This is a genomic window from Streptomyces sp. NPDC042371, assembly GCF_056437465.1.
The window spans coordinates 578,877-592,314 of sequence record NZ_JBWKAP010000003.1 but is presented as its reverse complement, the minus strand read 5'-3'; the positions used below and the strand labels follow the sequence as shown (position 1 = coordinate 592,314).

Annotated in this window: 12 protein-coding genes; 9 read left to right on the top strand and 3 right to left on the bottom strand. The window is 68.9% G+C overall.

What is annotated here, in order from left to right; all coding sequences use genetic code 11:
- Positions 1-164: 164 nt before the first annotated feature.
- From AC068B_RS12120 to AC068B_RS12080, 9 genes are all read left to right on the top strand, one after another.
- Positions 165-2,477: an ArnT family glycosyltransferase gene (locus AC068B_RS12120; protein ID WP_478670981.1), complete on the top strand. Its 2,313-nt coding sequence runs from the start codon at positions 165-167 to the stop codon at positions 2,475-2,477.
- Positions 2,478-3,423: 946 nt separating this feature from the next.
- A complete protein-coding gene (locus AC068B_RS12115; protein ID WP_478670979.1) occupies positions 3,424-4,782 on the top strand; it encodes a pyridoxal phosphate-dependent decarboxylase family protein in 1,359 nt (452 codons plus the stop codon).
- 9 nt (positions 4,783-4,791) lie between these two features.
- Entirely contained in the window at positions 4,792-6,369 is a 1,578-nt protein-coding gene (locus tag AC068B_RS12110) for a phenylacetate--CoA ligase family protein (protein ID WP_478670978.1), read from the top strand.
- Between the two features lie 27 nt (positions 6,370-6,396).
- A complete protein-coding gene (locus AC068B_RS12105; RefSeq protein WP_478670977.1) occupies positions 6,397-6,942 on the top strand; it encodes a hypothetical protein in 546 nt (181 codons plus the stop codon).
- A gap of 49 nt (positions 6,943-6,991) precedes the next feature.
- Complete coding sequence (locus tag AC068B_RS12100) at positions 6,992-7,804, top strand: hypothetical protein (protein ID WP_478670974.1); 813 nt, start codon at positions 6,992-6,994, stop codon at positions 7,802-7,804.
- Positions 7,805-7,829: 25 nt separating this feature from the next.
- On the top strand, positions 7,830-8,255 hold the full coding sequence (locus AC068B_RS12095; protein WP_356249222.1) for a hypothetical protein: 426 nt from the start codon (positions 7,830-7,832) through the stop codon (positions 8,253-8,255).
- A 39-nt stretch (positions 8,256-8,294) separates the two neighbouring features.
- Entirely contained in the window at positions 8,295-8,846 is a 552-nt protein-coding gene (locus AC068B_RS12090) for a hypothetical protein (RefSeq protein ID WP_478670973.1), read from the top strand.
- A gap of 85 nt (positions 8,847-8,931) precedes the next feature.
- Positions 8,932-9,732 carry a polysaccharide deacetylase family protein gene (locus AC068B_RS12085; protein WP_478671283.1) on the top strand — a complete coding sequence of 267 codons (801 nt, stop codon included), beginning with the start codon at positions 8,932-8,934 and terminating at the stop codon, positions 9,730-9,732.
- A 20-nt stretch (positions 9,733-9,752) separates the two neighbouring features.
- Complete coding sequence (locus tag AC068B_RS12080; RefSeq protein ID WP_478670970.1) at positions 9,753-10,205, top strand: SRPBCC family protein; 453 nt, start codon at positions 9,753-9,755, stop codon at positions 10,203-10,205.
- Here the strand turns inward: AC068B_RS12080 and AC068B_RS12075 are convergent.
- The 3 genes from AC068B_RS12075 to AC068B_RS12065 form a co-directional block, all read right to left on the bottom strand.
- Complete coding sequence (locus tag AC068B_RS12075; protein WP_478670969.1) at positions 10,177-10,446, bottom strand: cytochrome P450; 270 nt, start codon at positions 10,444-10,446, stop codon at positions 10,177-10,179. The two genes, AC068B_RS12080 and AC068B_RS12075, sit on opposite strands and share 29 nt — an antisense overlap.
- Positions 10,447-10,554: 108 nt before the next feature.
- Positions 10,555-11,715, bottom strand: a complete 1,161-nt coding sequence (locus tag AC068B_RS12070) for an XdhC family protein (RefSeq protein WP_478670966.1) — start codon at positions 11,713-11,715, stop codon at positions 10,555-10,557.
- A 45-nt stretch (positions 11,716-11,760) separates the two neighbouring features.
- Positions 11,761-13,218 (bottom strand): NCS2 family permease, encoded by a 1,458-nt coding sequence (locus AC068B_RS12065; RefSeq protein WP_356249231.1) that lies wholly within the window; start codon positions 13,216-13,218, stop codon positions 11,761-11,763.
- Between the last annotated feature and the right edge of the window lie 220 nt (positions 13,219-13,438).

Here is a 13,438-nt window from a genome sequence, read left to right as displayed (position 1 = left end):
CCGTCGGCTGCCGGAGGACCACGCCGCTTGGAGCTTGTTGGCCGGTGCCTGTTGTCCGGAGCTTGTTGTCCGGTACCTGCTGTCCGGTGCCTGTTGTCCGGAGCTTGTTGTCCGGAGCTGCGCGTCCGACCCCGGACAACCCCGTACCGGTAGAAGCAAGGGTCATGACCTCCCTGACCACCGCACCCCCTGCGCCCCGGCCCTCGCCGGACCGGCCGCCCCGGAGCCGACTGCGGTTCTGGCGCTCGCCCGTCGGCCAGCCCCGGTGGGCCAGGCCCGCGCTCCTCGGCATCGCCGGTCTCGCCGCCCTGCTCTACACGTGGAACATCACGAGCAGCGGCTTCGCCCCGTACTACTCGGTGGCCGCGCGCAGCATGTCGGTGAGCTGGGAGGCGTTCCTGTTCACCGGCCTCGATCCGTCCGCCACGCTCACCCTGGACAAGATCGGCGGCTTCCTGTGGCCGCAGGCGCTCTCGGCACGGGTCTTCGGCTTCCGCGCCTGGGCGCTGACACTGCCCCAGTGCGTCATGGGCGTGATCTCCGTACTGGTGATGTACCGGCTGGTGCGCCGCTGGCAGGGGCCCGCCGCCGGGCTGCTCGCCGCGGGGCTGCTCACGGTGACGCCCGTGGCGGCCTCCATGTTCGGCCGCGCGATGCTCGACGGCTCGGTCACGATGTGCCTCGTGCTCGCCGCCGACCAGTACCAGAGGGCGGTGCGCTCCGCTCGGCTGCGGTCGCTGCTGCTGAGCGCGCTGTGGATCGGGCTCGGCTTCCAGGCGAAGATGATGGAGGCCTGGATCATCGTGCCCGCGCTGTGCGTCGGCTATCTCGTGGCGGCGCCGGTCCCGTTGCGGCGCAGGATCGGCCAACTGGCCCTGGCGGGCGTGGTGATGTTCTCGGTGTCGCTGTCGTGGGTGGCGTTGATGACGTTCACGCCGGAGCGCGACCGCCCGTACGTCGACGGCTCGACGGACAACAGCGCGGCCGCGATGGTCTTCGGCTACAACGGCTTCAACCGGCTGCACGCGGGATTGATCGACGGGGCGGCCCCCACCCGCAGCAACGGGCTCTGGGGCAACGGCGGGGCCACCCGCACACCCCCGGCGACCGGCAACGGCACGGGGCGGAGTGGGACAGGCAACCGCACGGGACCGGACGGGACAGGCAGCCGCACGCGACCGGACGGCACGGGCACGCGACCGGACGGCACCGGCAGCCGCACGCGACCGGACGGCACCGGCAACCGCACGCGACCGGACGGCACGGGCAACCGCACAGGGCCGGACGGAGCGAGCCGGGAGAAGGGCGGCGTGGCACCGAAGCCGTCGGGCGGCCCCTCCGGGAAGCGATCGGCCGCCGCCACCGCCACCCCCGCCGGAAACCAGATCAACCCGAAGTCCCCCTCCAGGACGGCCCTGTGGCTCAAGCTCCTGCGCAGCCCCCGTCTGACACCCCAGATCGCCTGGCTGTACCCGCTCGCGCTCATCTCCCTCGCACTGGGGCTCGCCCGGCACCGCAAGGCCTCCCGCACCCACCCGGGCCGAGCCGGTCATCTGATGTGGGGCACGTGGCTCATCACCGCGGCCGCCGTGCTCAGCGCCCTCGGCAACCTTCCCCACACCGCGTACGTGGCCGTCCTCGCGCCCCCGCTCGTCGCGCTGTCCGCCGCCGGAACCGTCACTCTGTGGCGCTCCCACCGTGCCGCGGCGGCCCGGGGGACGGCACGCGTCTGGATCCTGCCCGCGGTCGTCGTGGTCGAGGCCGCCTGGACGGTCCATCTGGCCCGGGTACACACCGGCTTCACCCCCTGGCTGGTCCCGCTGGTCGTGGTGGCCGCACTCGTCGCCGTCATCGCCCTCGGCCGCTTCCCGAAGACCACGGGCAGGACCACCGGCAGGACCGCGCACAGGATCGCGCTCGGCGGCCTGCTCGCCGCAGCCGTCGCGATGTTCGCCGCACCGACGACCTGGTCGCTGTCCGTACTGAACGAACGGTATGGAGGAAGCGCGGTCGACGCCTACGCCGGGCCGGGCGCCGACACCCGAATCTCGACGGGCACGGGCACCGTACGCGCGGCCGACGTCAAGGTCCGCACCTCCCTGACGCCCGATCAGCGCAGGATCCTCGAATACATCGAGTACGCCGAGAAGCGCGGCGGCTCCGCCAAGTACACGCTGTCCACCGAGACTTGGGAGGTCTCGGCCCCCTACATCTACGCCGCGGGAACGCCGACCCTGCCGCTCACCGGACTGCACGCCCAACCCGTCACCCTCTCCGAGTACCGGCACCTCGTCGCCACCGGCGACCTCCGCTTCGCCCTGGTCACCGACGAGGGCACGAAGACGTCGAAGATCAGCGCCTGGGTCGCGTCGGCCTGCGCCGAGGTCGAGCCACGGACGTACGGAGCGACCAACAGCGGCAAGGCACCCCCGCAGACCCTGTACCGCTGCGAGCCCTCCGACGCCACAAGCCGCTGACCCCAGCGCCACCGACCGGGGGAGGAGCGGTGGCCGTCCCGGCGACATCCGCCGGCACGGTCACCGCACCCCGCGCTCACCGAGACCTCGCCGTCACCGCACCCGAAGCCGCCGCAGGCACACCCTTCCGCGCCATTCGAACATCCGGCCGCCCCATCGTTCGCGTGGCCGGATCGTCGTGACGGAGCGGGAAATATCCGCCCCGATCGGGGCGCCCCGCAGGGGCGGCAAGGCCTCCCCCCAGGCCAGGTCCGAGGTTGGCAGAAAAGGCCTTGCATCGCCGGACACCCGACTCCGGTACTGCCCTTTTGCCTATCTGCAGCGCACATGCCCAAGGCATGCTGTCCGAAAAGCGAGGAGCCCCCCTGGAGCCCCTGAAGCCTACGGATGCGGGTGTGACGACTGTTGAGTGACGAACCATCAGATGGTCCGCGCTCCCTTTCGGACAGAACTCAGACTTTCGATTTCTCGATTAATGGACGACGCCTACGGTGGTCGCTGTGGGGGCAGGCACTGACCATGCCGGGAGATGACAGCTGCGCAGAACTCTTCGAGGGGGGAATCCGTGCGGCTTGCGCCGAACGCGCGCCGCTGGGAAAGGAAGTGCCGTCCGGTTTGATCAGCCGGACGGCAAGCCTTTGCGGTGCCGCCGAAAAAATGCCTGCCTCGCCCGGTCGGCGCACACCGGAACAACCATGTCGGGTACACGGGGGATTTCCAAGGGGGGACCCTAGTGACGGAATCTCGCTCGAGTGATCCCGGATCGGAACGGAGTGGCTTACTGTCCGATCAGAGCGCACTCCTGCTGGACGCTTTCGATCCGCAGCAGTTCCGGGAGAACTCGGAAACAGCTCTCGCGAAGCTGGAGAAACACCTGTCGGACATCTCGATCAGAGGCCTCGAGCTGATCGAGCCGGCCAGGCTCTCGCAGGCCGCGAGGGCCCTCATGACAACCGAGCACGACAAGATCGCCGCCTTCGACGAGGAGAGGCTGGCGGGCATCATCGACCTGTACATCCGGACGGGGATCCAGGTCCACTCCCCCGGGTACATGGGGCGGCAGTTCTCCGGAGTCGTACCGCTCGCGGGCGTCATCGACTTCGTCAGCTCCGTGGTCAACCAGCCGTCCTCGTTCTACGAGGCGGGCCAGTTGCCCAACGCCGTGGAGCGGATCATGGCCGACGAGCTGAACCGCTTCATCGGCTGGGACCCGAAGCGCTTCACCATGATCACCACGTCGGGCGGCTCGCTCGCCAACCTGACGGCGCTGCTCGCGGCCAGGAACGAAAAGCTGCCCGGGTACTGGTCACAGGGCGGTTCAGCAGTGCGCGGCCAGCCCCGGCCCGCCATCGCCGTGGGCGCCGACGTGCACTACAGCGTGGCGCGGGCGGCCGGTGTGCTCGGCATCGGCGACGCACAGCTCGTGCGTCTGCCGCTCAACCGGCAGCAGCAGATCTGCCCCGCCGAGGTGCGCGCCACCCTCGAAGCGGCCGAGCGGCAGAACCTCAAGGTGTTCTGCATGGTCGCCTCCGCGGGCAGTACGTCGGTGGGCGCCTTCGACCCGATCGACGAACTCGCCGAGGTGGCCCGGGAGAAGGGCATCTGGCTGCACGTCGACGGCGCGCACGGCGCGAGCCTGCTGGTGTCGGACGCGCTCCGCGACAAGCTGCGGGGGATCGAGAAGGTGGACTCCCTGACCTGGGACGCGCACAAGATGATGTTCGTGCCATCACCCTGCACGATGCTCTTCTACCGAAACAAGGAGACCGCCCTCTCGGCATTCCGGCAGAAGGCCAGCTACGTCTTCGACGAGGAGCAGGACGTCTATACCGCCTTCGACAGCGGTGGAAAGAACTTCGAGTGCACGAAGCGTCCCATGATCATGACGCTGTGGGCACTGTGGGCCATTTACGGACGGGCCCTGTTCGCGGAGAAAATCGAGTATCTCTGCCAGTTGACGCAGGAGGCCCACGACGTCGTAAGGGCCGACCCCGACTTCGAGACCCTGCACCGGCCGGAAGCCAACATCCTGTGCTTCCGCTACCATCCGGCCAACCTCGAAGAGAAACTCGGCAGACGGCTCGACAAGAAGGACGTGCACCATCTGCAGATCGCCATCAGGAACCGCATCAAATTCGAGGGGAACTTCTTCATCTCGAAGGTGAACCTCGACGGGGTGGCGGCGCTGCGCGTGGTCATGATGAACCACCAGATCACCGGCGAGCATTTCAGAATGCTGCTTTCCGAAATCAAAAGGACGGCGCAGGACCTGCTCGACGGAGAAGAGGGTACAGAAAAAGCGTAGAGGGGACGGATGTTGAGTACATCTCACGCTTCACAAGCACCTCATGTTCCACTGCCCGCGCCTGCTCCCGGCGGCGCCCGCGAACTGGCCAACTGGCTCATCCCCGACTGGGAGCTGCAGCCGGAGTCCGTCGAAGCCGTCACCGTGCTCCCCTCGTTCGCGAGCAAGATGCGCGAGTGCGAGCGGGTCTGCCAGACGCTGTACAGCGAGATCCCGCACGAGATCCAGGACGCGGTCGTGCTGCGCCGCCTCCAGCAGATGGTGAACACCGTGCTGCTCAACCCGCTGTGGCGCGAGCGGCTGCGCGGCGCCGGTATCGGGCACGCTCCCGCGACGTACGAGGAGTGGCAGCGCATCCCGCTGTCGGACAAGGACGTCCAGCGCGACTTCTTCATGGACTCGCGGCCGGGCATGGTGGTGCCCCTGACCCGCGGCGAGTTCGAGATCGTCGCGAGCGGCGGCACCAGCGGCGGCAGACCGCTCGAAGTCGTCTACTCCCTGCGGGAGTTGAAGGACACCTATGAGATCGCGGGCCGCTTCATGGGGGCCTACCAACTCGCCCGGCATCTGGCGGGCAGCGATCCCAAGTGGCTCTTCACCACCCTGGCCGACTACCAGATGTGGAGCAGCGGCACCATGGTCGGCGGTGTGCTGCAGCACGTGCCGGGTGTCAACTACGTCGGCGCGGGCCCCGTCACGGCCCCGGTGCTTGATCACATGTTCTCCTACAAGGGCCCGAAGGCCCTGATGGGGATCTCGGCGGGCATCGCGATCCTCGCCGAGCTCGGCGCGGGCATGCGCCAGGAGTACCGCGACAGCTTCCGCGTCGCCCTGTACGGCAGCGGCGTGCTGCCGCAGCGCAAGCGGGTGGAGCTGCAGGCGCTGTACCCGAACCTGTCGATCCTCAGCTACTTCGCCGCCACCCAGGCGGAGACGATCGGCCTGCAGCTCGATGCCGCGTCACCCCATCTGTCCTCGGTGCCGGGCCTGCACTTCATCGAGATCGTCGACGAGGAGGGCCGCCAGGTCCCCGAGGGCGAGGAGGGCGAGCTCGTCGTCACGCGGCTGCACGCCCACGAGACGCCGCTGCTGCGGCTGAAGCTGGGCGACCGGATGATCCACCGGCCGCGCACGGACGGTCCCGGCCTCAAGACCCGGCAGTTCGAGTTCGCGGGCCGCACCGGGGACGTACTGCACCTCAACGACAGCCAGTACTCGGGAGCGCGGGCCTATGCGGCGCTGCGCGAGGAGCTGAAGGCCGCCGAGGTGGTGGACCTGGACGCGGTGGCGCACGACATCCAGTTCGTCAACCACCGCGAGGGCAGGACGATCACCCTGTACGCGGCGGTCGACGACGTCATGGGTCTGACCTACCGCGCCGACACCGTGCTCGGCCCCTACGGGCTCCAGCAGGTGTTCGTGAACGCGCTGCCGCGCGCCCTCTCGCTGTTCAACCACGGCGAGGCGAACGCCGCGTCGATCGAGAAGACCGGATACACCCTCCAGCTCAAGTTCGTGCCCAGGCTGTCCGCGGAGATCGAGCGGACCGCCGTCGGAAAGGTCCCGCTGGTCCGGGACCGCGGCTAGGCAGGGAATGGAATGAACAGGAGCGGTATGAAAACGCAGGTGAACATCATCGCCGTCGTGGACGTCATCGGAGCGCTGTCGGTCAAGTCACTGCTCGACGGCAACCTCTGCATGGTGGACGACGGAGCCTTCGACAGCACCCATCAGGGCACGGCGGACCTCGTGACCGTCGTCAAGCCCGGCCAGGTCGTGTCCTGGACCGCGCTCGCCCTGGACCTGCAGACGCCGGTCGAGATCAAGAACATCTCGTTCGCACCGGCGAACGGGCACAACGGCGCGGCCGCGTCGGGGCCCGCCATGACCCCGCCCGGGGCCGCGGGCGCCGGATCTCAGGGCCAGTCGGCTCAGGGCCAGGCGCCTCAAGGGCAGGCGGCTCAGGGCCAGTCGGCCCACGGACAGTCGGCGAACGGCCGGGAGGAGGACGGCGACAAGCTCGACCTCGACGTGTGGACCGGGGTGGTGCCGCACTGGATGACGCCGGGCGTGCCGTACCAGTACCGGCTCGAGCTCCAGATGTACGAGGGCTCCAACAGCGTCATGTCCATCGATTCACCCGCGTTGATGTGTCAGTAGCGGCCGGCACGACGACGGCAAAGCCGGGAACGACGACGAAGGCGGAATCATGCCCCAACAGTTGGCGATCATCGTGCTCGTGGACGTCGGCAACGCGCTGGCGTCCAGCACGCTCGAAGGCAACACCTACCTCTTCGACAACATGAAGCTGCACGGCTCCGACAACCAGGGGACCAGCGAGCTGGTGACCGCGATCAACGGCTCGTACTGGCGGGACGGTTCCCAGGCCAGCGAGCAGGTGCTCAACTGGCTGCCGTACAGCCTGGGTTCCATCCCGCCGACCGTGCCGCGCGGCTACGAGGTCGAGCGGGCCCGGCAGACCGACGAGGACGCCCTCGCCGAACTGCAGGAGCTGGCGGCCAAGTCGACGGTGCCGAGCGCCGACGCCGCGACCGAGCTCAACCGCATCCGGCGGAGCGTGGGCACCCGGGTCAAGACGACGCGGCGCACCCGGGGCCGGATGTCCGGGCAGAAGATCGTCGACGTCATGGGGCAGGTCGTCACCGAGGACGCGACGGCCGCGGCGAGCTACCCGGCGCCGGTGATCACCGACATCTACGGCGAGGCCGTGGACTCGAAGATCATGTATCCGGCGGAGTACGGCTCGCCGGACATGGTGACCGACGGCTGGTACTGGTCGGCGTCGGTCGACACGTCCCGCCCGGGGACGTACTCGTACATGATGCGCATCCAGCTGCACAAGCTGGTGCAGACGAACGGCGAACTCCGGTGGGACCCGGTGAACCTGACGTGCGCGTCGGCCCTGAAGATCACCTCGGAGCCGCGGCGCAACGCCTTCACCAAGGCGGGCATCGGCCAGCTGCCCATCCCCCCTGGCGCGCGCCCCGGCCGCGACGCCTGAGCCACCACCGGAAGAGGAGGAACGCATGACCACCAAACCGAGGCGGGAAGCGGCCGTGAAGCGGCCCATCTCCATCACCGCCGTCGTCGACGCCGTCGGCGCGCTCGCGGCAGGCAACCTCAACGGCCATCTGTACATGTACGACACGAACAAGTCCGGCGGGTCCACGGGGTTCGGCACCGAGGAACTGCAGACGAAGGCGCGGCGCGGGGACCAGATCCTGTGGAACTGTCTCGCGCTGGAGTGCGAGGCGTTCGTCGCCATCGACGACATCATCATCGACAGCGAGATCTGCGAGCCGGAGCGGAAGGTGTACCCCGGCACCGACGTCGCGTACTGGACCGGGACGGTGAAGAAGGACGCCGGTCCGATCACGTACCAGATCAAGTTCAAGCTCGGCACGAGGGACGAACCGATCACCACCACCCTGTCGTCGTCCCTCGTCGGCTAGGGACCGGGCAGTCATGACGGTGTACGCGAAGGAGGCACGGTGAGCACCACTACGCGCAGCGGCGTGGAGAAGCAGAACCCCGGTCAGCTGAACTCGGTCCAGCTCAACATCGTGACGCTCATCAACATGGAGCGGGCGGCGTCGACGGGTTCGCTGAGCGACTCGATCTACATGATGGACAACAGCATCGGCGGCAAGGGGCAGGGCACGTCGTCCCTGGAGACGGTGTGCAAGCAGGGCCAGGTCATCAACTGGATCGTGCGCCCGATCGACATGGAGAAGCGCCTCGACGGCACCTGGCCGCCCATGCCGAAGATCAACAACATCGTCTTCCTCGACACCGAGCTGGGCGACGAGGAGCACGTGGCGGAGCGGCGGATCTTCAACGAGCTGAAGATCTACGGGATGCCCGACCGGATGCGGGACAAGTACACGCCCGTCTACTACTACTGGGCGGGCACGGTGATGAGCACCGCCAAGCCCGGTCTGTACCGGTACCGGCTCGTGATGGAGCTGGAGCAGGAGAACAAGAAGGAGCGGCTGTACCTGAACACAGCCATCCACCCCTCGATCCGGGTGATTCCGGTCTGAACCCGTCCTGACCTGGGCTTCCCGGTAGCGGATGGCGCTATGAATCAGGTGTATACGCCCTGTGTATAGTGGGCGCATGCCCCCCATGAACACGCCATCTTCCTGCAAGACGACGCACTCGGCCAAGCGGTTGCGTCGCACCGCCCCCGTCCTCGCGGCGGGGGCGGCTCTCGCCCTCGCGCTGACCGGGTGCACCAAGCTCGACACCACCTCGCCGAGCACCGTGCGCAAGGACGGCGCGGCGGCGAAGGCCGCGGACCAGGGAAAGTTCGGCACCGTCGACTGCCGCAAGGCCAAGTGCGTGGCGCTGACCTTCGACGCGGGCCCCAGCGAGAACACGCCCAAGCTGCTGAAGATCCTCAAGGAGAAGCAGGTCCACGCCACCTTCTTCACGCTCGGCAAGAACCACATAGAGAAGTACCCCGAGCTCGTGAAGCAGATGGACGCCGAGGGGCACGAGGTCGCCAGCCACACCTGGTCGCACAAGATCCTCACGAAGATCGACGCGAAGGAGGCGCGCAGCGAGCTGGAGCGCCCCAACGACGCGATAGAGAAGCTCATAGGCAAGAAGCCGACGCTGATGCGCCCGCCGCAGGGCCGCACCAACGACGACATCAACAAGCTCTCCAAGGAGCTCGGCCTCTCCGAGATCCTGTGGTCCGTCACCGCGAAGGACTACACGACCAATGACTCCAAGCTGATCGAGAAGCGGGTCCTCGACCAGACCGAGCGGGACGGCATCATCCTGCTGCACGACATCTACAAGGGCACCGTGCCCGCGGTCCCCGGCGTCATAGACGGCTTGAAGAAGCGCGGCTACGTCTTCGTGACCGTTCCCCAGCTCCTCGCGCCGGGCAAGGCCGAGCCGGGCAAGGTCTACCGCTAGCGTCTGGCACGCTCAGAGGCGTGGCCATCTTCCAGATCACCCGAGACACCCCCCTGCCCGCCGACGAGGCGTGGCGACGGCTGACCACCTGGGAGCGGCACGGCGACGTCGCCCCGCTCACCCGCATCACCGTCCGCACTCCCCCGCCCACCCACGTGGGCACGGTCTTCGTCGCGCGCAGCGCGCTGGGGCCCGTCGGCTTCGACGACGTGATGGAGGTCGTCGAGTGGTCTCCGCCGGACGGCGCCGCGCCGGGACGGCTCCGCCTGGAGAAGCGCGGGACGTTCGTGACGGGCTGGGCGGAGATCGAGGTGTATCCCGCCGCGGGCCGGGGCTCCGCGGTGGTGTGGCGTGAGGACCTCCGCGTGCGGTGGCTGCCCGCGGTGTGCGACGGGGTGCTGTCGTCCGTGGCCCGGCGGATGTTCGGCCGGGCCGCGGACCGGCTCATCGCAGCAGGACCGGCACCGCGCTGAAGCCGTCCGCGATGAAGGACTCGACGGGCCGCGCCGCCCGCGCCTCGTCGAGCCGCAGCGCGGGGAACCGGTCGAACAGCGCGGGGAGCGCGATCGCCGCCTCCCTGCGGGCCAGCGGGGCGCCCACGCAGTAGTGCACGCCGTGCCCGAAGGCGAGGTGCTCCTTGTCGGCGCGGGTGATGTCGAAGCGGCCCGCGCTCTCGCCGTGCCGCAGCGGGTCGCGGCCCGCGGTGGATTTCACGCCCGGCAGGGTCGATGACGGTGAGCTGCTCTTCCATGCACCGATCGTGACGCGCGGAGGCAAAGGGCAGCTAGAAGGGACGTGGACACGTGTCGCGCAACCGCACCCTCAGGCGACCGACCCGATCCGCCCGGAGAGCTCGCGCGATCCGTCGTGGTGGATGGGGGTGTGCGCGCCGGTGAGGGAGACCCCGGTGCCGCCGCGGCGGTTCGCCACGATCTCCGCGGCGATCGACAGGGCGGTCTCCTCGGGCGTACGGGCTCCCAGGTCGAGGCCGATGGGCGAGCGCAGACGCGCCAGCTCGATCTCGGTGACGCCGATGTCGCGCAGGCGTACGTTGCGGTCCTCGTGGGTGCGGCGCGATCCCATCGCTCCGACGTAGGCGACGGGCAGCCGCAGTGCCAGTTGCAGCAGCGGCACGTCGAACTTGGCGTCGTGGGTGAGGACGCAGAGCACGGTGCGGCCGTCGACCTCCGTGCTCTCCAGGTAGCGGTGCGGCCAGTCGACGACGATCTCGTCGGCGTCGGGGAAGCGGGTGGGCGTCGCGAAGACGGGCCGGGCGTCGCAGACGGTCACGTGGTAGCCGAGGAACTTGCCCATGCGGACCAGTGCCGACGCGAAGTCGATCGCACCGAACACGATCATGCGGGGCGGCGGGACGCTGGACTCGACGAGGACCACGAGCGGCTGACCGCACCGCGAGCCGTCCGCGCCGATCTCCACCGTCGTGGTGCGTCCCGCGTCGAGCAGGGCGCGGGCCTCCCCCGCCACCGTGCGGTCCAGCTCTGGGTGTCCGCCGAGGCCGCCCTCGTACGCGCCTGCCGTGTCCGTCGTACGGACGAGGAGGGCACGGCCGAGGAGTTCGGCGGGCCCGGACGTGACCCGGGCGACGGCTGCCGCCTCCCCCGCGGATGCGGCGGCCAGGGCGGCGGCGAGCACCGGTCTGGCCGCGGAGTCCGCGCGGACCGGGGTCACGAGGATGTCGATGATGCCGCCGCAGGTCAGGCCCACGGCGAAGGCGTCGTCGTCGCTGTATCCGAAGCGGTCGAGGACGGTCCCGCCGTCCTCCAGGGACTGCAGGCACAGTTCGTAGACAGCGCCCTCCACACATCCGCCGGAGACCGAGCCGATCGCCGTGCCCTCGCTGTCGACGGCGAGCGCGGCGCCGGGTTGCCGGGGCGCGCTCCCGCCGACCGCCACCACGGTGGCGACGGCGAAGTCACGTCCCTGCTCGACCCACCGGTTCAGCTCGTCGGCGATGTCCAGCATCTCGGCCTCCTCAAGGCTCTACGGGTGTGCGGAGGGCTCAGCGCCTCAGTGGACGCCCAGCCATCCTTCGATGGGGTTGAGGGCGAAGTAGACGATGAAGATCACCGTCAGGCCCCACATGAAGGCGCCGATCTCGCGCGCCTTGCCCTGGGCGATCTTGATGGCGACCCAGGAGATGACGCCCGCCGCGACACCGGTGGTGATGGTGTACGTGAAGGGCATGAGCACCACGGTCAGGAAGACCGGGATGGCGGTGGCGCGGTCGGCCCAGTCGACGTGCCGGGCGTTCATCATCATCATCGCTCCGATGACGACGAGCGCGGCGGAGGCGACCTCCTGCGGCACGATCGCGGTGAGCGGCGTGAAGAAGAGGCAGCCCGCGAAGAACAGGCCGGTGACGACGGAGGCGAGCCCCGTGCGGGCACCCTCGCCGACTCCGGTCGCGGACTCGACGAAGACGGTCTGTCCTGAGCCGCCCGCCACGCCGCCGATGGCGCCGCCTGCGCCGTCGATGAACAGCGCCTTGGACAGGCCCGGCATGCGGCCCTTCTCGTCGGCGAGGTTGGCCTCGGTGCCGACGCCGATGATGGTGGCCATCGCGTCGAAGAACCCGGCGAGGACGAGGGTGAAGACGATCATGCCGACGGTCATCGCGCCGACTTCGCCCCAGCCGCCGAACTCGACGTCGCCGATGAGCGAGAAGTCGGGTGACGAGACCGCGCTGCCGTGCAGTTCGGGGGCGCCGTTCGCCCACTGCTTGGGGTCGATCACGTCGAGGGCGTTGAGGACGACGGCCACGACGGTGCCCGTGATGATGCCGATCAGGATCGCGCCGGGGGTGTTGCGCGCCTGCAGCATGAAGATCAGGAGCAGGGTGCAGGCGAAGATCAGGACGGGCCAGCCCTGGAGTTCGCCGGTGGGGCCGAGACTGAGCACGGTGGCCTTGCCGGGGTGCACGAAGCCGCCCTTGACCAGGCCGATGATCGCGATGAAGAGACCGATGCCCATGGTGATGCCGTGCTTGAGGGCGAGCGGGATCGCGTTCATGATCATCTCACGCAGCCCGGTGACCACCAGGAGCATGATCACCACGCCGTACATCACGCACATGCCCATGGCCTGCGGCCAGGTCATCTCGGGCGCTACCTGCGAGGAGATCACACCGGACACGGAGAGTCCGGCGGCCAGGGCCAGCGGCACCTTGCCGACGAAGCCCATCAGGAGCGTGGTGACCGCCGCGGCGAGCGCCGTCGCGGTGATCAGGGCCTTCTGGCCCATGGTGTCCCCCGCCGCGTCCTTGCCGGACAGGATCAGGGGGTTGAGCAGGACGATGTACGCCATCGCCATGAAGGTGGTGATACCGCCGCGCACCTCACGCGCGACCGTCGATCCCCGCCGGGATATGTGAAAGTACCGATCGAGCCAAGACCTGCCGGCCGGGACGCGCGAGCCGGGGCCCGCGTCCTCTGCGGTGGTCTTGGGCTCCACTGACGACTGGGTCATGGTGCCTACTCCCAAGGTTCACAGGGGCACCCGCGGAGTCGCGGGATTTGGGATGGTGCATTGGCTGCACGACCCGGGGGACGGCCCGAGACGAACGACATCTCCCTCGAAGGAGACGGGAGTTGAGCTCCGAGCGGTGCGGTCGGCGGAAGTGTGACGTTCCTGGCGGGCACACACCGCTCGGAGAACCGTGCGGATCCCCGAGCGGGGGGATCGGTCC

Bases quoted from the DNA above. Each gene is read 5' to 3' on its own strand.
- AC068B_RS12120 (WP_478670981.1), top strand. From the start codon at position 165: ATGACCTCCCTGACCACCGCACCCCCTGCGCCCCGGCCCTCGCCGGAC.
- AC068B_RS12115 (WP_478670979.1), top strand. From the start codon at position 3,424: ATGACAACCGAGCACGACAAGATCGCCGCCTTCGACGAGGAGAGGCTG.
- AC068B_RS12110 (WP_478670978.1), top strand. From the start codon at position 4,792: ATGTTGAGTACATCTCACGCTTCACAAGCACCTCATGTTCCACTGCCC.
- AC068B_RS12105 (WP_478670977.1), top strand. From the start codon at position 6,397: ATGAAAACGCAGGTGAACATCATCGCCGTCGTGGACGTCATCGGAGCG.
- AC068B_RS12100 (WP_478670974.1), top strand. From the start codon at position 6,992: ATGCCCCAACAGTTGGCGATCATCGTGCTCGTGGACGTCGGCAACGCG.
- AC068B_RS12095 (WP_356249222.1), top strand. From the start codon at position 7,830: ATGACCACCAAACCGAGGCGGGAAGCGGCCGTGAAGCGGCCCATCTCC.
- AC068B_RS12085 (WP_478671283.1), top strand. From the start codon at position 8,932: ATGAACACGCCATCTTCCTGCAAGACGACGCACTCGGCCAAGCGGTTG.
- AC068B_RS12070 (WP_478670966.1), bottom strand. From the start codon at position 11,715: ATGCTGGACATCGCCGACGAGCTGAACCGGTGGGTCGAGCAGGGACGT.
- AC068B_RS12065 (WP_356249231.1), bottom strand. From the start codon at position 13,218: ATGACCCAGTCGTCAGTGGAGCCCAAGACCACCGCAGAGGACGCGGGC.